General features: G+C 69.1%; 19 protein-coding genes and 1 tRNA gene. 16 read left to right on the top strand and 4 right to left on the bottom strand.

Going from position 1 to position 20,261, the window contains the following annotated elements; genetic code table 11:
* Positions 1-4 precede the first annotated feature (4 nt).
* The 9 genes from JE033_RS06165 (at position 5) to JE033_RS06125 (ending at position 10,561) form a co-directional block, all read left to right on the top strand.
* Positions 5-1,117 (top strand): ABC transporter substrate-binding protein, encoded by a 1,113-nt coding sequence (locus JE033_RS06165; RefSeq protein ID WP_090146623.1) that lies wholly within the window; start codon positions 5-7, stop codon positions 1,115-1,117.
* Between the two features lie 63 nt (positions 1,118-1,180).
* Positions 1,181-2,839 carry a thiamine pyrophosphate-dependent enzyme gene (locus JE033_RS06160; RefSeq protein ID WP_200330137.1) on the top strand — a complete coding sequence of 553 codons (1,659 nt, stop codon included), beginning with the start codon at positions 1,181-1,183 and terminating at the stop codon, positions 2,837-2,839.
* A complete protein-coding gene (locus tag JE033_RS06155; RefSeq protein ID WP_200330135.1) occupies positions 2,836-4,158 on the top strand; it encodes an aldehyde dehydrogenase family protein in 1,323 nt (440 codons plus the stop codon). The genes JE033_RS06160 and JE033_RS06155 overlap by 4 nt, the downstream gene beginning before the upstream one ends.
* 138 nt (positions 4,159-4,296) lie before the next feature.
* Positions 4,297-4,758 (top strand): MarR family winged helix-turn-helix transcriptional regulator, encoded by a 462-nt coding sequence (locus JE033_RS14760; RefSeq protein WP_370567909.1) that lies wholly within the window; start codon positions 4,297-4,299, stop codon positions 4,756-4,758.
* Between the two features lie 24 nt (positions 4,759-4,782).
* Positions 4,783-6,147 carry an MFS transporter gene (locus tag JE033_RS06145; RefSeq protein WP_200330131.1) on the top strand — a complete coding sequence of 455 codons (1,365 nt, stop codon included), beginning with the start codon at positions 4,783-4,785 and terminating at the stop codon, positions 6,145-6,147.
* 63 nt (positions 6,148-6,210) lie between these two features.
* Positions 6,211-7,401 (top strand): nucleoside hydrolase, encoded by a 1,191-nt coding sequence (locus JE033_RS06140; protein WP_200330129.1) that lies wholly within the window; start codon positions 6,211-6,213, stop codon positions 7,399-7,401.
* Entirely contained in the window at positions 7,385-8,239 is an 855-nt protein-coding gene (locus JE033_RS06135; protein ID WP_200330127.1) for a histidine kinase, read from the top strand. Before JE033_RS06140 ends, JE033_RS06135 begins: the two co-directional genes overlap by 17 nt.
* A gap of 2 nt (positions 8,240-8,241) precedes the next feature.
* On the top strand, positions 8,242-9,126 hold the full coding sequence (locus JE033_RS06130; RefSeq protein WP_200330125.1) for an energy-coupling factor transporter transmembrane protein EcfT: 885 nt from the start codon (positions 8,242-8,244) through the stop codon (positions 9,124-9,126).
* Complete coding sequence (locus JE033_RS06125; RefSeq protein ID WP_200330123.1) at positions 9,119-10,561, top strand: ATP-binding cassette domain-containing protein; 1,443 nt, start codon at positions 9,119-9,121, stop codon at positions 10,559-10,561. The genes JE033_RS06130 and JE033_RS06125 overlap by 8 nt, the downstream gene beginning before the upstream one ends.
* Before the next feature lie 369 nt (positions 10,562-10,930).
* Here the strand turns inward: JE033_RS06125 and JE033_RS06120 are convergent, their stop codons facing one another.
* The 3 genes from JE033_RS06120 to JE033_RS06110 all read right to left on the bottom strand — a co-directional run bounded on the left by JE033_RS06120 (position 10,931) and on the right by JE033_RS06110 (position 13,417).
* Positions 10,931-11,641 carry a CE1759 family FMN reductase gene (locus JE033_RS06120; RefSeq protein ID WP_200330121.1) on the bottom strand — a complete coding sequence of 237 codons (711 nt, stop codon included), beginning with the start codon at positions 11,639-11,641 and terminating at the stop codon, positions 10,931-10,933.
* A gap of 47 nt (positions 11,642-11,688) precedes the next feature.
* The gene (locus tag JE033_RS06115) at positions 11,689-12,144 is read right to left on the bottom strand and encodes a MarR family winged helix-turn-helix transcriptional regulator (protein WP_200330119.1); all 456 of its coding nucleotides are present in this window, start codon (positions 12,142-12,144) and stop codon (positions 11,689-11,691) included.
* 85 nt (positions 12,145-12,229) lie between these two features.
* Complete coding sequence (locus JE033_RS06110; RefSeq protein WP_200330117.1) at positions 12,230-13,417, bottom strand: CE1758 family FMN-dependent luciferase-like monooxygenase; 1,188 nt, start codon at positions 13,415-13,417, stop codon at positions 12,230-12,232.
* Positions 13,418-13,516: 99 nt separating this feature from the next.
* On the opposite strand from JE033_RS06110, the gene JE033_RS06105 reads away from it, so the two are divergent.
* Positions 13,517-14,302: a lytic murein transglycosylase gene (locus tag JE033_RS06105; protein ID WP_200330114.1), complete on the top strand. Its 786-nt coding sequence runs from the start codon at positions 13,517-13,519 to the stop codon at positions 14,300-14,302.
* A 73-nt stretch (positions 14,303-14,375) separates the two neighbouring features.
* Here the strand turns inward: JE033_RS06105 and JE033_RS06100 are convergent, their stop codons facing one another.
* Positions 14,376-15,578: a pyridoxal phosphate-dependent aminotransferase gene (locus JE033_RS06100; RefSeq protein ID WP_090146649.1), complete on the bottom strand. Its 1,203-nt coding sequence runs from the start codon at positions 15,576-15,578 to the stop codon at positions 14,376-14,378.
* Positions 15,579-15,821: 243 nt separating this feature from the next.
* Here JE033_RS06100 and JE033_RS06095 point away from each other — a divergent pair.
* The 6 genes from JE033_RS06095 (at position 15,822) to rplA (ending at position 20,091) form a co-directional block, all read left to right on the top strand.
* Positions 15,822-15,897: transfer RNA gene (locus JE033_RS06095), tRNA-Trp, on the top strand.
* 51 nt (positions 15,898-15,948) lie between these two features.
* Complete coding sequence (secE, locus tag JE033_RS06090) at positions 15,949-16,221, top strand: preprotein translocase subunit SecE (RefSeq protein WP_090147422.1); 273 nt, start codon at positions 15,949-15,951, stop codon at positions 16,219-16,221.
* A 46-nt stretch (positions 16,222-16,267) separates the two neighbouring features.
* Positions 16,268-17,080, top strand: coding sequence for a transcription termination/antitermination protein NusG (gene nusG, locus JE033_RS06085; protein ID WP_090146651.1), 813 nt, complete (start codon positions 16,268-16,270; stop codon positions 17,078-17,080).
* Between the two features lie 67 nt (positions 17,081-17,147).
* Complete coding sequence (locus JE033_RS06080; protein WP_234037105.1) at positions 17,148-18,770, top strand: molybdopterin-dependent oxidoreductase; 1,623 nt, start codon at positions 17,148-17,150, stop codon at positions 18,768-18,770.
* Positions 18,771-18,960: 190 nt separating this feature from the next.
* Positions 18,961-19,389: a 50S ribosomal protein L11 gene (rplK, locus tag JE033_RS06075; RefSeq protein ID WP_090146655.1), complete on the top strand. Its 429-nt coding sequence runs from the start codon at positions 18,961-18,963 to the stop codon at positions 19,387-19,389.
* 12 nt (positions 19,390-19,401) lie between these two features.
* Positions 19,402-20,091, top strand: a complete 690-nt coding sequence (gene rplA / locus JE033_RS06070) for a 50S ribosomal protein L1 (RefSeq protein WP_090146657.1) — start codon at positions 19,402-19,404, stop codon at positions 20,089-20,091.
* Positions 20,092-20,261 lie beyond the last annotated feature (170 nt).

Here is a 20,261-nt window from a genome sequence, read left to right as displayed (position 1 = left end):
CAGCATGAAGCAACACAGGATCACCGGAGCCGCGGCGTTCGCGGCGGTCGCAGCCCTCGCGCTCTCCGGTTGCGCATCGTCAGAGGGCGGCGCATCAACCGAGGGCGCTGCGGACCTGACGCCGATCACCTTCGCCGTCACCGACCAGACGCTCTCGGCCGCGACCGCGAGCTACGCGACCGTGCCGATCGATCTCGGCTACTTCGCAGACGAGGGACTCGACGTCACGATGCAGCCCGTCGAGACCGCGCTCTCGGGTGTGCAGTCCGTCGTCTCGGGCAACTCGGTATGCACGTACGCGTCCGTCGCCACGGCGCTTCCCACGGTGGCCGGCGATCCGTCGATCACCATCGTCGGATCGACGGCGGGCAACATGTTCCGAGTGGTCGCGCCGAAGTCGAAGGGATTCACGTCGGTCGCCGATCTCGAGGGCAAGACGATCGGCAGCAACTCGGCGACGGCGACGGGCATCAACTACGCGATCGGCGGCATGGAAGCCGCCGGTGTGAGCGCGTCGAAGGACCAGTTTCTGCCCGTAGGGTTCGGCGCGCAGACAGCGCTCGCGTTCCAGCAGGGCGAGATCGACGCGTACTCGGCGTGGGACAGCCCGAACCTCGTCGTCGAGTCGCTGCTCGATGAAGAGCTCGTCAATCTCGACTCCGTGATGAACGACCTCAACGGCACGTCCACGTTCGTCTGCTCCACCGAGGCCGTGGAGAACGACCCGGAGATGATCGCGGGGATCTGGCGCGCGTTCTACAAGGGCGCGGTCTTCGCCGAGGAGAACCCTGAGGCTTCGATCAAGCTGCACTGGGAGCGCTACCCCTCCGCGAAGCCGACCGAGGGCACTGACGAGGAGCAGCTCGCGCTCGCGGTGCGGCAGCTCTCGACGCGTCTCGAACTGACCGGCGGTCAGGGCAACTCGGGCCAGTACGGGTTGCAGACCGACGAGGACCTGCAGCAGATGGTCGATCTCCTGACCGAGTACGGCGTGATCGAGGGCGAGGCTGCCGACTACGACGTCGCCACGCTGTTCAACCACGACCTGACGGATCAAATCAACGACTTCGATCCCGAGGCGATCCGGCAAGAAGCGAAGGAATACACGGCCGAGTAATGCGGGGATGCGCGTGACCGGCGCGCATCCCTCTTCCGCAACCCACACATCGAAAAGGTGCGCATGTCCGACCTCGTCGCGAACACCATTGTCACGCAGCTCGAACTTCGCGGGGTGCCCCGCGTCTATCAGGTGCCGGGGGAGAGCTTTCTCGGGCTCCTCGACGCCCTGCGGGACTCGCCCATCGACCTGATCACCGCTCGCCACGAGGGCGGGGCCGGGTTCATGGCCGTTGCAGAGGCCCGGCTCACGGGCCGCGCGGGCGTCGTCGCGGTGACGCGCGGGCCGGGCGCCGCCAACGCGTCGATCGCGATCCACACCGCCTATCAGGACTGCACCCCGCTCGTCGTCTTCGTCGGGCTGATCTCGACCCATGTGCGCGACCTCGAATCGTTCCAGGAGTTCGACCTCAAAGCCTGGTTCGGGAGCACCGCGAAGGCCGTGTTCATCCTGGATCATCCCGCGAGCGCGGCCGAACGCGTGGCGCGGGCCTTCGAGATCGCCGAATCCGGCCGACCCGGCCCCGTGGTGGTCGGACTGCCGGAGGAGGTGCTCGTGCAGCGCGCCCCAGGCGTGGTGCCGGTGCCGCGGACTGAGCGGCCGCCGCTCGCGCTCACCGCGGCATCGGTCAGCGCAGCGGCCGGCGCGATCGATGCCGCCGAGCGCCCCGTGTTCGTCGTCGGCGGTGACGGCTGGAACGCCGAAGCGGCGGCGCTTCTGCGCCGCGTCGCCGAGCAGGCGGGCATTCCGGTCGTCTCCGACTTCCGCGCTCACGACGCGTTTCCGCACGAGTCCCCGGCGTGGGTGGGCAGCCTCGGCTTCGGCCGCAACGCCGGAGCGGCGGAAGCCTACGGGTCGGCAGACCTCGTGTGCTACCTGGGCACGGTGCGCCGGGATGTGCTCTCGGACGAGTACACGCTCGGAGGCGACGAGAGCTGCACGATCGTGGTGAGCCCGGACGCCGACCTGCTCGGACACGAGGGCCAGGTCTCACTGCAGTACGTCGCCGACCCTCAGGACTGGCTGCGAGCGCTGACGTCGGTGCGCGCGGCGACTCCGGCGCGGATCGATCGCCTGCAACGCGAACGGGCCGCCTATCTCGAATGGAGCACTCCGGCGGCCGAGCGCACCGGGGAGGACGAGTGGCGCGGATCCGTCTTCGGGGAGATGCAGCGCCAACTCCCCGAAGACGCCATCATCACGGTCGGCGCGGGCAATTACGTCATCGGCGCGCTCCGATACCTGCACCACCAGCACCCGCGCACCTTCATCGGGCCCAGGAACGGGGCGATGGGGATGGGCGTTCCGGCCGCCGTCGCGGCCTCGCACGTGCACCCCGGCCGCACCGTGGTCGCGCTGGCGGGAGACGGGTGCTTCGGCATGAACGGTCAGGAACTCGCCACGCTCCAGGCGACGGGCGGGCGGGCGATCATCATCGTCTTCGACAACGCAGGCTTCGGCACGATCCACTCGCACCAGGAGCGGCACTTCCCCGGTCGTCCGGCAGGGACGTCGCTCACGAATCCCGACTACGCGTTGCTCGCACGCGCGCACGGCATCGAAGCGAGCGCGATCAGCGATCTCGCCGACTTCGGGCCGGCCCTCCGACGCGCGCTCGCCGCCGACGGATCGACCCTGCTCTGGGTGCAGCTGCCGCCCGTCCCGACCGGTGCCGCGCTGCCGACCGGTGGCCTCGAGCAGCCGTCGGGGGTGCGCGCATGAACGCCGTCGACGCGTCGGTCGAGCACGTGCTCGGCGCCGCTCATGCAGCCTTCGCCGACTGGCACCGGCAGAGCGTCGCCGCGCGAGCGCAGGTGCTGGCGCGCGCGGCGAAGCTCTACGAGGAGCGCGCCGACGCCCTCGCCGAGCAGATGGCGCTCGATATGGGAAAGCCGATCGCGCAGGGTCTCGCGGAGGTGCGATCGTGCATCGCGATCCTCTCGTACTACGCGGACAACGCCGCCGACCTGCTCGCACCCGACCTCATCGCGCACGAAGACGGGAACCAGGCAGAGGTGCGACTGCAGGCGATCGGCGTCGTGCTCGGGGTCATGCCGTGGAACTACCCGCACTACCAGTTGATCCGGTGCATCGCGCCGAACCTGCTGCTCGGGAACGCCGTCGCGTTCAAGCACGCATCGATCTGCGGGGGGAGCGCGGCGCTGGTCGAGGCGCTTTTCATCGATGCCGGGGCCCCGCGCGGTCTGGTGCGCGATACCGGGTTCACGCATGCGGAGGTGTTCGCGGCGATCGCGCATCCGCTCGTCTCCGGCGTCTCGTTCACCGGCGGAGAACGTGCGGGTGCCGCGATCGCGGAGGCGGCGGGAGCCGCATTGACGAAGGTCGTGCTCGAGCTCGGCGGCAGCGACCCGTTCATCGTGTTCGATGCGTCGCGCGCACGCGAACTCGCGAGGCTCGCCGCGACGATGCGGCTCTCGAACGCCGGGCAGACGTGCGTCTCGCCCAAGCGGATCATCGTGCGACGCGATCTGCTCGACCAGTTCGTCGATGACTTCACCGCGGAGTTCTTCTCCGCGCTCCCCGGGGATCCATTGGACGGCGAGACCCGTCTCGGTCCGTTGTCGAACGAGGCGGCCGCTGACGAGTTGCGCAGCGCGGTGCGAGCGGCGCAGCAGCAGGGTGCCGAGGTGCGGGGGTCGTTCGAGCGCGATGACGAGGATCCGCGCCGCTTCGCTCCCGTCGTGCTGCTCGAGCCGCTCCGCGAGCTGCCGGTCTGGCATGAGGAGCTGTTCGGCCCCGTCGCGATGATCGTCGGCGCCGACACGATCGACGAGGCGATCGAACTGGCCAACGATTCGCCCTACGGCCTGGGTGCGACGGTGTTCGCGGATACGTCGGAGGCGGCCGAGCGGTGCGCGACCGAGATCGTCGCCGGCATGGTGTCGATCAATCGCCTGAAGGGCGGCAGCCCCGCGCTGCCGTTCGGCGGGGTGAAGCGCTCCGGGTTCGGGCGCGAGCTGGGCGCGCAGGGGCTCCGGGAGTTCTCGAATCAGAAAGTGGTGGTGATCGACCGGGGGTAGCGGCTCGAGGCGCGAATGCCGCCGGCTTCGGTGAGTGATTCGGCTTCGGTGGGTGAACTTCGCGCTGGATGGTCTCACCGGGGCGGCAGATATACACATGCATCGCAGTCCGATGCAATTCGTGCTACTGTCTCTCTCGTGAGTGAGAGATTTTCTGAGAATGGTTCAGGTGTCGATGCGCTTGCTCTCGATCTCACCCGCGTCACCGGGCGATTCGCCCGCGTGGCCGGCCGCGTCGCCGGCGGCGGCTTCTCGCTCATCGCGTGGCGCGTGCTCGCCGAGCTCGAGCAGGCGGGCCCCATGCGCGTCAGCGCCCTCGCGCATCAGCAGCACGTCGCGCAGCCCTCGATGACGGGTCTCGTGCAGCGCCTGGAAGGCGAGGGCTGGGTGAGCCGTGCCCCCGACCCCGCCGACGGGCGCGCCACGCTCGTCTCCGTCACGCCCGCTGGAGTGGAAGCCCTCGAGGAGTACCGGGCGGCCGCCGCAGCACGGGTGCGCCCGCACCTCGACGCGCTGTCCGACTTCGACCGGGCCACCCTCGCGCGCGCCGCGGAGCTCATGCAGCAGATCGGCGACGGCATCGACGCCCGCCCGGGCTAACCCGTCTCCCGACCCGATCACCGCATGAACCGCGCGCCGAGCGCGCCAGACCCCCAGGAGCAGATCACGTCCACCACCGCTGAATCACGACCGGGCACCGAGTCCACACCCGTATCGTCGCCCGCCCAGAAGACGTCGATCCTGCGCCAGCCCACCGCGGTGTGGGCGATCGCCTTCGCATGCGCCGTTTCGTTCATGGGCATCGGGCTGGTCGACCCGATCCTCCCCGCGATCAGTCACGAACTCGGCGCGAGTCCGAGCCAGACCATGCTGCTCTTCACGAGCTACCTCTTCATCACGGGCGCCGCGATGTTCTTCACGAGCTGGGTGTCGAGCCGCCTCGGCGTGAAGCGCACGCTCCTCGCCGGGCTGGTGCTCGTCGTCATCTTCGCCGCGCTCGCCGGGGCATCGGCGTCGGTCGACGCCATCATCGGGTTCCGCGCAGGCTGGGGCCTCGGCAACGCGCTCTTCATCTCGACCGCGCTGGCCGCGATCGTCGGCGCGGCCTCCGGCGGCGCTCGGCAGGCGATCGTGCTCTACGAGGCAGCCCTCGGCGTCGGGCTCGCGGTCGGACCGTTGGTCGGCGGAGTGCTCGGCTCGGTGTCGTGGCGCGGACCGTTCTTCGGCACGGCGGCGCTGATGGGGGTCGCCCTCATCGCGATCCTCGTGCTGCTGCGTCAGCCCAAGCCGGCACCGCCCGCCGACGCGGCCCCGCCCGCCGAGCGGGTGTCGATCCTCGCCGGTTTCCGGGCGTTGCGCAACCCTGCGCTGCGATCGCTCGCGCTCGTCGCGCTGTTCTACAACTTCGGATTCTTCGTGCTGCTCGCCTACAGCCCCTACCCGATGGAGGCCGCAGCGCATTCGCTCGGGCTCGAATTCGGTGCGCACGAGCTCGGCCTCGTCTTCTTCGGCTGGGGGCTCGCGCTCGCGATCACCTCCGTGCTCGTGGCCCCGGCGCTGACTCGCCGCTTCGGCCTTCGACCCGTGCTGTTCTCGATGCTCAGCGGGCTCACCGTCTGCCTCGTGCTGCTCGGCTGCTTCACCGGATCGCTGACCGGACTCGTCGTGGTGGTCATCGTCAGCGGGCTCTTGCTCGGCGTCATGAACACTGCGCTGACCGAGGCCGTGATGGAGGCGACGGATCTGCCCCGGAACGTGGCATCGTCGACGTACTCGGGTGTGCGATTCATGGGAGGCGCTGTCGCGCCCGCGGTCGCAGGGCCGATCTCGGAAGCCCTGGGCGCCGGTGCGCCCTACTGGTTCGGCGCCGCGGCGACCGGCATCGCCATGATCATGCTCGGGATCGCGGGTCGTCACATCGCCCACATCGGTCGCCCGCACGAGACCCCGGTGGAGGAAGCGCAAGACATCACGTCGGGCGACGCGTAGCCGAGGTGCACCGGGCTCCCCCGGGTTCTCGGCGGTGTCGGCGGCGTCCGCCACAATAGAGGCATGGCTGAAACCGCGATCCCGCTCTTCCTCGACTGCGACCCGGGCATCGACGACGCCATAGCGATCGCCTATCTGCTGTGCCAGCCCGACGTCGAGATCGTCGGGGTCGCCGCGAGCGGCGGCAATGTCTCGACAGAGCAGGTCGTGCGCAATACGCACGGCTGGCTCGCCCTCGCGGGGCGCACTGACCTGCCGGTCTTCCGCGGCGCGGTGCACCCCCTCGCGCAGACGGCGACGGCCGCGCGTGAGGAGGCGGAAGCGGCGGCGGGCGCCCGCGCCTCGTCTGACGCCGCCGCGGACCCGGAGTACGCGGAGGTGACCCACGGCGATACCGGATCGGGGTACGCGACGCTTCCGCAGCCGACCAGCGCCACACGAGACGCCAGTGCTGCGCAGGCCTGGGTCGACGCGGCGAGAGCGCACCCAGGCGAACTCATCGGTGTGATGATCGGCCCCGCCACGAACCTCGCCCTCGCCCTCGAGATCGCGCCCGAGCTGCCCCGGCTGCTGAAGCGGCTCTTCGTGATGGGCGGAGCCTTCAACTACCGCGGCAACACGCACCCGACGACGGAATGGAACGTGAGCTACGATCCGGAGGCCGCCGCCCGTGTCTTCGCCGCGTTCGGCGAGGCCTACGTCGCTGGTGAGGCTCCGTTCCCGCCGGTGATCGGGCCGATCGAGGCCACTGAGATGGTCGAGATGACGCCCGAGCGCCTCAGCCGCATCGTCGATGGAGCGCACCGCGCGTCGCCTCGATGGCGTGCGCTGCTGCACGAGATCGGGGAAGCGCTGCGGTTCTACTTCGAGTTCCACGAGGAGGACGGCCACGGCTACCTCGCGCACATCCACGACCCGTACGTCGCGGCGACGGCGGTGCACTGGGCGCGGAGCGCGGCAGCGTCCGTGCCGCCGATCCGCGGTGCGGGTGCCCCGCGCGACCCGGCCGAGGTGCAGGCCGAATCGCGCGGATCGGCGACGGCTGGCAGAATTCCCTGGGCGGAGACGGCGATCGCTCCGGTCGATGTGGAACTGACCGGAACGCTGACGCGCGGCGAGACCATCGCCGACTGGTTGGGTCGATGGAACCGACCCGCGAATGCGGAGATCATTCGTCGCGTCGACGCCGCACGCTTTCTCGACCACCTCACTGACACCCTGATGGAAGGACCGCAGCATGACCGCACGCGATAGCGTCTCTGGGCAGGGGCTCATCACCACGATGAGTCCCGGAGAAGCCCGCCCCACCGCCCCGAAGTGGGCGTACCTCCTCACCGCCGCCGGCGCGGTCGTGATCATCGCCACCTACGTCGCGGTGCTCGTCACGCAGCCCGCAACGCTCGGGCAGGACCTCGGCAACACCACCCTCTGGGTCATGGTCGGCTATCTCGCCGGTGCAGCGCTCATCGCCGCCGGCACGCTGCCGCTCATTCCGCGCAGCATCTTCGCGCTCATGCCGATCGCCATCGCCCTGAACATCACCGTCGGGCAGATCGTCGGCACACTGACTCCCATCCCGCTCTACCTCGACTCGCTCGGTTCTGTCATCGTCGGCGTGCTCGCCGGCCCGGCAGCCGGGGCACTGACAGGCGTGCTCGGCAATCTCATCTGGGGCGTCACCATCAACCCCACAGTCATCGCGTTCACCGCCGGTGCCGCCTTCATCGGCGCCGCAGCCGGCTGGGCCGCCCGGCTCGGCGCATTCCGGGCCGCATGGTGGGCCGTGCTCGCCGGAGCGATCGCGGGGATTCCCGGGGGCGCACTGGGCGCTCCCGTCGCAGCTTTCGTGTTCGGCGGAGGCCTCGGCGTCGGCACCGGCGGCATCGTCGCGACGCTGCAAGCGGCAGGGCTCGAGATGCTGAACGCGACCACGGTGCAGAGCCTCGCCTCCGACACCGCGGACAAGGCGATCATCTTCCTGCTCGCCTTCCTCGTCCTGCGCACCCTGCCGAAGCGCATCGTCAGCAGGTATCCGCTCGCCATGCGCTCGCTCTCCGCCAGGCGCGCGACGACGCCCGGCGTCTCCGGCTGACCATGGAGGATCGCCCGTTCGCCGCTGACCCGGTCGTGAACGCGGGCAGCGCCCCGCCCGACCCGATCGGTGCGGCGAACGGGCGACCCGGGATCCGCCGTGCGAGCCTGCTGCACCCGGCCACCGAGCTCGTGCTGCTCGCCTGCGCGCTCGTGCTCACCTACGGTATTCCGTCTCCGATCGTGCCGGCGGCGCTGCTCGTCGTGTCCGCCACGATCGCTGCGTGCTCTCCACGTGTGCGCTTCGCTCGCTGGAGCGCGACCGTCGCAGTGCTGGCCGTGCCGATGCTCATCATGGTCGGCATCATCCAGGGGCTGTTCTACCCGGGCGACGACCTCGAGGTGCTGTGGCGCTGGGGTGCGGCAGCGCTCACCGTCGAAGGGCTCTCCGTCGCTCTGCAGCTCTGGATGCGGGTCGCGGCGATGATCGCCGTCTGCGCCCTCTTCGCGTTCGGCTCCGATTCGGCGCGCACATTCGACGGCATGATCCGTCTGCGCCTGCCGCTCGGCATCGCATACGTCTGCGCGACCGCGCTGAGCCTGATTCCTCTGCTGCGCGATCAGGTGTCCCACGCGCTCTCGGCGAGAGCGGCCCGAGGCTGGAACACCGCCCGGCTCCGCACGAGGGTGCGCCTCATGCCCGGCATCATCGGTGGCCTGCTGACGGCTTCGCTCGTCCAACTCGACCAGCGGCACGACACCCTCGAGCAGCGGGGATTCGGGCGATCCCCGCGGCCGGCCGAATTGCAGGATCACCCCGACGGCGCGCTGCAGCGCGCGCTCCGGTGGGGGGCGCCGATCTCGACGATACTGCTGGTGGCCGCCGCGCTCGGCGGCGTGCTGCAGGCGCCGACGGCATCCGAGCTGCTGGGGGTGCTCCGTGGCTGACACCCCGGTGCTGTCGCTCACGGGGGCGGGTTTCGCGTTCCACGGCGCCGAAACGAGCGCGCTGACGAGCGTCGATCTGAGTATCGGCCCGGGCGAGATGCTCGCCGTGCTCGGACCTCAGGGTGCGGGCACCTCGACGCTCTGCCGACTCGCGGCCGCGCTCCTCGGCGATCGCGGGGCGACGTCGGGCTCCCGAGCCGTGGGCGGCAGCGTCGCGATGCTCGGCGACGACCCCGAGGCCCAGCTGACGGGCATGACGAGCTACGTCGATGACGAGGTGCGACTGCCCGCACGGCTCGCAGGCAGTGCACGCCCCGTCGACATCCGCGCCGCCCTCGACATGTTCGGCATGCGACGATTGATCGGCCGGCGCCTCGACACCCTCTCGGGAGGCGAACGGCAGCTCGTCGCCCTCGCAAGTCTCATGACGCTCGGACCGTCACTGCTCGTGCTCGATCAACCCGCGCTATCGCTCGACCCCGATGCCCGGCAGCGGCTCTCGCGAGCGCTTCGACGCTTCCGCGCATCGGGAGGCGCCGTGCTGCTCGCCGGGCACCAGTTCGACGAACTGGCGGAGACTGCGGATCGCGTGCAGTTCCTGCGGGCCGGTCGCATCGTCGACAGTGCGCACCCCGGATCGCTCACGGATGCGCTGCTGGCCGAGCACGGGGTCTGGAGCACGGTCGGGGTCGCCCGCCCTGGTGGCGTCTCCGAGGAGCGCGAGCCCGCGTCGACTGAGGCCGCGTTCCTTGGGCGCGATCTCGACGCGCCTGGACTGCACGTGCACGGCCTCACCGTGGTGCGCGGGAGGTCGACCGTGTTCCAATCGTTCGACTGCGGCGTCGCGCGTGGCGAGGTGGCGGCGATCGTGGGCCCGAACGGAACCGGAAAATCGACGTTGCTCCGTGCCATCGCCGGGATGCTCGACGCCGACCCGACCGTGCGCGTCGCGGGTGAGGTGCACGTCGGTCGCACCGAGTTGCACGGCCTGCCGGCGCACCAGCGCGCGCGGTGGGTGGGCTGGGTGGGGCAGGATCCCGGCGCGCAGCTCTCGTCCGCGACGGTGCAGACCGAACTCGAGCGCGCCGTGCCGCTGCCGCCTCACCGGCGCCGAGATCGCGCGCAGCTTCGATCGGATCGCGCAGCGGCGGTCGGCCGAGTGCTCGAGCGGACCGGGCTCGCCGAGCACGCCGGCGAGCATCCCTACGACCTCGCGCCGGCGCAGCGCAAAGATCTCGTCATCGCATCGGCGCTGCTGCTGCGGGCCGAGGTGCTCCTCCTCGACGAGCCCACGCTCGGGCGGGATCTTGCCGGGATGCGCCGTCTGGAGCGCGTGATTCGCGATTTCTCCGCCGCGGGAGGTGCCGTGGTCTTCACGACGCACGACCTGCGGTGGGCCGGGCGCGTCGCCGCGCGCACCGTGCGCCTCGGGTGAGGGATCCGGCTTCGGCGAGACCCAGAGGCCGGGATCGGCCTCACCGAAGCCGGATCCCTCACCGAAGCACCGGCGCTGTGGCGCCACCGGGCGCGGTGCCCGAACGCGCTGCGTTCGAGCTCAGCGCCCCACCCCGCGCTGCGCTCCGTGGGCTGGCGCTGTGGCGCCATCGGGCGCGGTGCCCGAACGTGCTGCGTTCGAGCTCAGCGCCCCACCCCGCGCTGCGCTCCGTGGGCTGGCGCTGTGGCGCCACCGGGCGCGGTGCCCGAACGCGCTGCGTTCAAGCTCAGCGCCCCACCCCGCGCTGCGCTCCGTGGGCTGGCGCTGTGGCGCCACCGGGCGCGGTGCCCGAACGCGCTGCGTTCGGGCTCAGCGCCCGCCCGTCGCAAGCTTCATGAGGTCGCTGTCGAAGTCGATCCCGAGCTCGGTTCCCCCGGCACTGCCGTAGGAGTGCTGATACGCGCCCCACGTCTCGCCGCGCACCGCTTCACGGAATCCGCCGTCCACGAGGGCGACGAGCTCCGTCGCAGCGCGCTCGATCCGCTTGCCGAAGTCGCGGCTCGTCCAATCATCGGGGGCCGCGAAGAGGCCGGTCGGCACGGTGATGGTGCGGAGATACGCGAAGAGCCCGCGCAGCTGGTCGTCGACGACGAGCGCATGCCGGGCGCTGCCGGCCGTCGCTCCGAGCACGACGGGCGTGCCGATGAGGAGGTCGTTGTCGAGCACCTGGAAGAAGGCGGTGAAGAGCCCGCTTGCGCTGGCCTTGTACACGGGGGTCGACGCGACGATCGCGTCGGCGTCGCGCATGATATCGCTGGCCGCCTGCAGTGCGGGGGAGACGTGCTGGGTGACGAGCGCCGTCGTGACGTCTTCGGCGAGTGCACGGAGATCGACGAAGCGAACGCGCAGTTCGAAGCCGCGCTGCGCTGCGAGCTTCGCTGCGGCTTCTGCGACGCGGTTCGCGAGCATCGTCGTGGTCGACGGGTCGCTGGTGCCGGCGCTCACGACGGCGAGGGTGCGCGGGTGAGCGGTCGAAGCCTCTGGCGAGGGAGCGGCTGATCCTTCAAATGGTGTGTTCATGGGGTGCTCCTCAAGGAACGCGGTGGGAATGACGGGGTGAGAGACGATCAGGCGGCTGCGTCGCCGGTGACGAGCTTGCCGGCGAGGCGGCGCAGATCGTTCAGCTCTGGGGCGGTGAGCGCGGAGCCGAGCTGCCGTGCGACGCTTTTCGCGTGCGCCCGCCCGACCTGCTGCTGCAGGCGCTCCCCCTCCGGGGTGAGGCTGAGCAGCACGGCGCGGCCGTCTTGGGGATCGGGCTCACGCGCGATGAGCCCCCGCACGGCGAGGCGCTCCACCATGCGTGAGAGCGCGGGCTGGCTGAGCAGTACGCCGCCCTGCACATCGCACATGCGCATGGGCTCACCGCGTTTGGAGAGCGTGTAGAGCACGTCGTACTCGCGCATGCTGATCTCCGACCACATGTGCTCGGCGGCGAAGGTGTGCATGAGCGCCGCGTGCGCCGACATCACCGATTCCCAAGCCTCGTTCGCGAGGCGCACATCGATACGAGTGGGCTGTTCCATCTCGCGTTCTCCTTCATCCTGCGGGTCTGACCGGGTAGAGGAGGGGTGCTGCCGCAGCAGCGCCCCTCCGTGAACGGACGGGGGATCAGGCGACCCCGAACGCCGCTCCCCGCTTCGCGGGTGAATCCTGGTACGGAGAACCCCCTGTGACATTGTCCCCCCGATTCGCGTTCGGGCGGGGCTGCCGCGGCGCCGCGTCGCCGTACTTGGCGGTGACGAGGTCGGCGTGAGACGGGGCTTCTGCGACCTCTGGGCCGCGGTCCTTCGCCATCTCGGCGCGCAGCACCGGGAGCACCTCCGAACCGAAGAGGTCGAGCTGCTCGAGCACGGTCTTCGTGGGGAGGCCTGCGTGATCGATGAGGAACATCTGACGCTGGTAGTCGCCGAAGACATCGCGGAATCCGAGCGTCTTATCGATGACTTCCTGCGGGCTGCCCACGGTCAGGGGCGTCTGGCTGGCGAAGTCCTCGAGCCGCGGCCCGTGGCCGTACACAGGGGCTTCGTTGAAGTAGGGGCGGAACTGCGACATCGCGTCCTGCGAGTTCTTCGCCATGAAGGCCTGCCCGCCGAGGCCGACGACTGCCTGCTTCTGCGTTCCGTGCCCGTAGTGCTCGAAGCGCTCGCGGTAGAACCGGACGAGGCGGAGCGAGTGCTCGGAGGGGGCGAAGATGTGGTTCGAGAAGAACCCGTCGCCGTAGTAGGCGGCCTGCTCGGCGATCTCCGGGGTGCGGATCGAGCCGTGCCACACGAACGGGGGCACGTCGTCGAGCGGGCGCGGCGTGCTCGTGAATCCCTGCAGCGGGGTGCGGAAATTGCCGTCGTAGTCGACGACGTCCTCGCGCCACAGACGGTGCAGGAGATTGTAGTTGTCGAGCGCGAGGGGCAGCGCCGAGCGGATGTCCTTGCCGAACCAGGGGTACACGGGCGCGGTGTTGCCGCGTCCGAGCATGAGGTCCATGCGGCCCTTCGCGAGGTGCTGCAGCATCGCGTACTCCTCGGCGATGCGCACCGGGTCGTTGGTGGTGATGAGCGTCGTGCTCGTGGAGAGCTTCAGCGTCTTCGTCATCGCCGCGATGTAGGCGAGGAACGTCGTCGGGCTCGAGGAGAAGAAGGGCGCGTTGTGATGCTCGCCGACGGCGAAGACGTCGAAGCCCACCTCTTCGGCGTGCACGGCGATCTCCGCGAGTCCCTGGATGCGTGCGGCCTCGCTCGGCGTCTCACCCGAGACCGGGTCGCGGGTGACGTCGCTGACCGAGAAGATCCCGAATTCCATGATGTGCTCCTGTGTGTCTCGTCTTCCGCGCCGTTTATATGCGCCTGCATACAAATGTAACACGCGAGATGCTGATTCATTCCCGATATCTTTGAGGCGATGGATGACACGGATCGCGGCGCCGCTGCCCGCGCAGGATCGCGTGGCCGTCGCACCCTTCGCTACGCCGTCGGCGGTGTGGCTCTCGCTGCGCTCATCGTCGCTGCAGGCGCGGCCGTCCTCGTCGGGACCGGCCAGCGGAACGGGGGAGGGGCGCCGCCGGCGCACGCGACCGACGCGTCGCCCCCGTCGCCCGCCCCGCCCCCGACTGCGGCGGGCGGCGCGCTGCCGGCTGCCGATGCCGCGTGGCTCCAGCGGGTCTCCGGCGCAGCGGATATTCCCGAGCGGGCCCTCCGCGCGTACGCGATGGCGGCGTTGACGCTCGCAGACGAGCAGCCGGGCTGCCGGCTCGGCTGGAACATGCTCGCAGGCATCGGCAAGATCGAGTCCGAGCACGGCAGCATCGACGGTGCGAGGCTGCTGCCAAGCGGCGAGACGACGCCACGCATCATCGGCGTGCCGCTCGATGGCACCGATTTCCTCGCGACCCCCGACACCGACGGCGGCGCCATCGACGGTGATGCGCAGTGGGACCGCGCGGTGGGGCCGATGCAATTCATTCCGAGCACGTGGGACGTGTTCGGCCGCGACGGCAACGGCGACGGGCGCATCGAGATCGACCAGATCGATGACGCGGCTCTGTCAGCTGCAGCGCTGCTGTGCGACCCGGGACTCGACCTCACAGTCGGCGAGCACTGGATCGCGGCACTCGACGGCTACAACCCGAGCGCGTCGTACAACAACGACGTGGCAGACGCCGCCGAGTACTACGCGCAGTTCGGCTAGCGGCTGCTGAGATGCGCGCGGGCGGTGCCGGATCCGCAGATCCAGCACCGCCCGCGCCTCGCAGGCGGCCGTTCTACTCGCTCAGCAGCGCCTGAATTCGGCGGACACCCTCGACGAGCGCCTCGTCGCCGAGTGCGTAGCTGAAGCGCAGGTACCCGCTCGGGCCGAACGCCTCGCCGGGAACGGCAGCGACCTCGGCCTCGGAGAGGATGAGGTCCGCGAGCTCCAGCGACGTCTCGGGCGTGACGCCCCGATAGGTCTTGCCGAGGGCCGACGTGACGTCGACGTAGGCGTAGAACGCACCCTCGGGTGTCGGGCAGTGGAATCCGGGGACCTCGTTGAGCTCGGCGACGATCAGCTTGCGCCGACGATCGAAGGCCTGCCGCATGGCTTCGATCGGCTCCTGCGGACCCGTGAGCGCCGCGATCGCAGCGCGCTGCGCGATGTTGTTGACGTTCGAGGTCAGATGCGACTGCAGGTTCGACGCGCCCTTCACGATGTCGGCCGGGCCGACCATCCATCCGAGGCGCCAGCCCGTCATGGCATAGGTCTTCGCGACGCCGTTGACGAGGATCGCGCGATCCTGCAGCGCGGGGACGGCCTCGACGATGGAGACCGCGCGCACGCCGTCGTAGGTGAGGTTCTGGTAGATCTCATCGGCGATGATCCACAGCCCGTTGGCCTGCGCCCACTCGCCGATCGCGCGCGTCTCCTCCGGCGAGTAGACGGCGCCGGTCGGGTTGGAGGGCGACACGAAGAGCAGCACCTTCGTGCGCTCGGTGCGCGCCGCTTCGAGCTGTTCGACCGTGACCTTGTAGTGCTGTTCCGCTCCTGCGAAGACCTCCACGGGAACGCCGTCGGCGAGCTGGATCGCCTCGGGATAGGTGGTCCAGTACGGTGCGGGCAGCAGCACCTCGTCGCCAGGATCGAGCAGCACTTGGAAGGCCTGGTAGACGGCCTGCTTCCCGCCGTTGGTGACGACGACCTGGGAGGGCTCGACCGCCCAGCCGGAGTCGCGCGCGGTCTTGTCGGCGATCGCGCGCTTGAGATCGGGAAGGCCCGCAGCTGCGGTGTACCGGAAGTTCTTCGGATCATCGAGTGCGGATCGGGCCGCGTCGACGATGTGCTGCGGCGTGGAGAAGTCGGGTTCACCTGCCGCGTAACTGATGACGGGGCGCCCCTCGGCCTGCAGGGCTTTCGCCTTCGCATCGACCTTGAGCGTCGCCGACTCGGCGATTGCGGAGATCTTCTTTGATAAACGGGAGATGTGGCTCACGATTCGATCCTATCCCCGGGCGGCGCCGTGCGGGTGCGATCCCACGGGATGCAGAGGATCGCCCGCCCGCGCCGCAGCGCGGTGCCGGTCCGGCGAGTCGCAGCCCTCGAGCGACGACGCGCCCGGGCGCACCCCGCTCGGTTCGACAGCGCCAGGCGGATCGCGTAGAGTGTTTCTCGGTAGTTGACTTCTGCCAAAATTTCCTATGCCGCCAGGGCTGGGAGATTGGGTTGAACACACCATAGGGCAGTGGCGCAATTGGTAGCGCAGCGGTCTCCAAAACCGCAGGTTGCAGGTTCGAGTCCTGTCTGCCCTGCCAAACCCGTTCGGCGCGAAAGCGCCGAACGGGGGCAACGGAAAGGACATGCGAGTGAGCAGCACCGAAGTTGAGGAAAGCGGCGGCCTCGTCGAGCGCGCCAAAGCCGATCGCGCCGCGAAGCGCAACTGGTTCAGCCGCATCATTCTGTTCATTCAGCAGGTCATCGCCGAGCTGAAGAAGGTCGTCACCCCGACCCGCAAAGAACTCATCAACTTCACCCTCGTCGTGATCGCGTTCGTGCTGATCATGATGGCGTTGGTGTGGGTACTCGACCAGGCGTTCGGATTCGTGACGGTCTTCCTATTCGGAACGACGCTCGGCTGATCAGCCGCCGAACGAACCGACCGTAGAGCAAGGAAAGCAAGTAGAGATGACGAGCGAGAACAACACCCCCGAGGCAGACCTCGACGCGGCACTCGACGCACTGGTGCAGTCGACGGACCCCGATGTGGACGCTGCCGTGGAGGACGCGCTCGACATCGATAGCGCTGAAGAGGCCGAGGCGGCCGCCAGCGCGATCGTCGACGAGGAGTCGGAAGAAGAGACCGATGAAGACGGCGAGACCGCCGTCGATCCCTACAAGGCCTTCAAGAAGGATCTGCGCCGCCGGCCCGGGAAGTGGTTCGTGATCCACACCTACGCCGGCTACGAGCGCAAGGTGAAGTCGAACCTCTGGAACCGTCGCGAGACGATGGGCGCGGTCGACGACATCTTCGAGATCCAGGTCCCCATGGAAGAGGTCATGGAGGTCAAGAACGGCCAGCGCAAGATGGTGACGCGCGTGCGCATCCCGGGCTACGTTCTCGTTCGCATGCATCTCAACGAGACCACGTGGTCCGTCGTGCGCCACACCCCCGGGGTCACGGGCTTCGTCGGCAACGCTCACAACCCCGTCCCGCTGCGCATCAACGAAGCGTTCGAGATGCTCAAGAGCACCGTCGAGCTCGAGCCCGCCGCGACGGCGAAGGGCAAGGCCGCCGCGAACGCTGCAGCTCAGGGCAACGTCGAGATCGACTTCGAGGTCGGCGAGACCATCACGATCAAGTCGGGCTCCTTTGAGGGGCTGCCCGGCACGATCAGTGAGATCAACCCCGCTGCTGGGAAGCTCACGGTGCTCGTCTCGCTCTTCGAGCGCGAGACCCCGGTCGAGCTGAGCTTCGATCAGGTCACCAAGATGGTCTAACCTCCACACTGCAGGAAAGCCCCGCTTCGGCGGGGCTTTTTGCATGTTGCCTCGTTACGGTGAGCACATGCACACGGGCGGAGCTGAAACACGGGCAGGCGGCGCTGTGCTCGGAATCGCAGCGGCGCTCGCCGTGCTCGGCGTCGCAGAACTCGTCGCCGCGTTCGTGAATCCCCGCTCGTCACCCGTGTTCGCCGTCGGGTCGCTCGCGATCGACCTCGCGCCGAGCTGGGTGAAAGACACCATGATCTCCCTCTTCGGCACCGCCGACAAGGTGGCGCTGTTCGTCATCCTCGGCGTCGTGCTGCTGGTGCTCGCCATCGTCGCAGGTGCGGTGGAGCTGGCCTGGCGCGGGTCCGGCATGGTGATCCTGATCGGGGTCTCCGCCGTCGCGCTGCTGGCGATTCTGACGCGCGCCGAGGCCACGCCGCTGTGGGCGCTGCCCACGGGGCTCGGGACGATCGCAGGACTCTGGGTGCTGCATCGCGGCCGACCGAAGGCTGTCGCGTGGCGCGCCGCAGTCGTCACCCGGAACTCCGAATCGGCGCCCGCTGCACTGCGAGACGAGCCGGAGCCGCAGCGGTCGGCCGGAGTCGTGCACCCGAAGCAGCGCAGTGCGAAGTTCGAGAGGCGCAGCTTCCTGGTCTTCGTCGGCGCGACCTCGGCGGCCGCCCTGATCGTCGGCGTCGGTGCTCGGGTGAAGAACGCCGGCAGCGCCGCATATCTGGCGGCGCGATCGGCGATCAGGCTTCCGGCCCCGGCAACGGCGGCCCCGGCGGTCCCGGCGGGCGCGCAACTCGATGTACCCGGGATCAGCCCGCTGATCACTCCGAATGCGGATTTCTATCGCATCGATATCGCGCTGCAGGTGCCGAGGATCGACCCCTCCGCCTGGAGGCTCGAGATCAGCGGCCTCGTCGACACCCCGATGACCATCACCTACGACGAGCTTCTCGCGCTCCCGCTCGAGGAGCACATCACCACGATCGCGTGCGTGTCGAACACCGTCGGCGGCGACCTCATCGGCACGGCGACGTGGCTCGGGTATCCGATTCGCGAGCTCCTCGAACGCGCGGGGGTCTCGCGCGACGCCGATATGGTGCTGTCTTCCGGGCCGGACGGCTTCACGGCCGGCACGCCCCTCGAGACGCTCACCGACCCCGACCGCAATGCGCTTCTCGCGGTCGGGATGAACGGCGAGCCGCTGCCGGCCGAGCACGGGTTCCCCGCGCGCCTGATCGTTCCCGGCCTGTACGGATACGTCTCCGCGACGAAATGGGTCACGCGTCTAGAGGTGACGCGGTTCGCCGACGCGGAAGGGTACTGGACCCCGCGCGGCTGGTCGGAACTGGGGCCGATCAAGACGGCGTCGCGCATCGACACCCCGCGCTCCGGCGCGAACGCATCGGGCGACACCATCGCGATCGCGGGAGTGGCATGGGCGCAGCACACGGGTATCGACCGGGTCGAAGTGCAGGTCGACGGCGGCGAGTGGCAGCAGGCGGCGCTGGCCCCAGCGATCTCGGACGACACGTGGGTGCAGTGGACGCTCGCCTGGCCGTCGAGCCCGGGGCGGCATACGGCGCGCGTGCGGGCGACCGACAGATCGGGCTACACGCAGACCGCGGCAACGGCGCCGCCCGCACCGAACGGTGCGACGGGTTGGGACTCGGTCGAGTTCAGCGTGTGACCCGGGTGTCGGATGCACCCAACCGTCCCGGCCCCCAGGTGCGCGATCCTGTTTCATCGGGTAGACTTGACTGGTTTGCGTCTGCGAACGCCCCTGGCGTGCGTCGACGCGGACGAGTACCGCATCCGGAACGGCCGGACTCGCGGGAGAGCTCGCACTACCGTGCGAGTTCGATGGAAAGGAAACAATCATGGCTAAGGTCAAGAAGGTTACCGGTCTGATCAAGCTTCAGATCCCGGCCGGTGCAGCCAACCCCGCACCTCCCGTGGGTCCGGCGCTCGGTCAGCACGGTGTCAACATCATGGAATTCTGCAAGGCGTACAACGCTGCAACGGAATCCCAGCGCGGCAACATCGTTCCGGTGGAGATCACCGTGTACGAGGACCGTTCGTTCACGTTCGTGCTCAAGACCCCGCCGGCAGCCGAGCTGCTGAAGAAGGCGGCAGGCGTGCAGAAGGGCTCCGGCACTCCGCACACCGTCAAGGTCGCGAAGGTCACCGCAGAGCAGGTTCGCCAGATCGCCGAGCAGAAGCAGGCCGATCTCAACGCGAACGACATCGACGCTGCGGCGAAGATCATTGCGGGCACCGCTCGCTCCATGGGCATCACGGTCGAGTAAGGGGCATCGGACATGGCACAGAAGTCGAAGGCGTACCGCGCCGCTGCCGAGAAGATTCAGGCAGACAAGTTCTACACTCCCGCTGAGGCAGTCGCCCTGGCGAAGGAGACCGGTTCCACCAAGACCGACACGACCGTCGAGGTCGCCGTCAAGCTCGGTGTGGATCCCCGCAAGGCGGACCAGATGGTTCGCGGCACCGTGAGCCTGCCCCACGGCACCGGCAAGACCGCGCGCGTCATCGTGTTCGCGGTGGGCGCTGCTGCTGAGGCAGCAATCGCTGCCGGCGCCGATGAGGTCGGCGGCGACGAGCTGATCGAGAAGGTGGCCGCAGGCTACACCGACTTCGATTCGGCTGTCTCGACCCCCGAGCTCATGGGCAAGGTCGGTCGTCTGGGTAAGGTGCTCGGCCCCCGCGGCCTCATGCCCAACCCGAAGACCGGCACCGTGACCCCGGACGCAGCCAAGGCTGTGACCGAGATCAAGGGCGGCAAGATCGAATTCCGCGTCGACAAGCACTCCAACGTGCACTTCATCGTCGGCAAGGCATCGTTCACGGCCGAGCAGCTCGCTGACAACATCAACTCGGTGCTCGACGAGATCTCCCGTCTGAAGCCGTCGTCGGCAAAGGGCAAGTACGTGCAGAAGGGCGCCGTTTCGACGACCTTCGGCCCGGGCATCCCGCTCGACGTCTCGGGTCTGTAAGCAGAACCGTTCACGTCAGCCCCCGGCCGCTCAGCGGTCGGGGGCTGACGTGTCTCCGCCGCTGTGGATAAGCTCCTCCGTGCGCTTCGCCTCGATTAGGATATTCACGTGACACACTGCTCCCCAGCCGCTGCAGCGCACCGACGCGCGCCAATGCAGTGCAGGCCGAT

Source organism: Leucobacter sp. L43 (genome assembly GCF_016597785.1).
In the GTDB taxonomy this organism is placed as follows: Bacteria; Actinomycetota; Actinomycetes; order Actinomycetales; family Microbacteriaceae; genus Leucobacter; species Leucobacter alluvii.
Note: the sequence above shows the minus strand (reverse complement) of the source record. Positions and strands in the feature narration are given on the sequence as shown.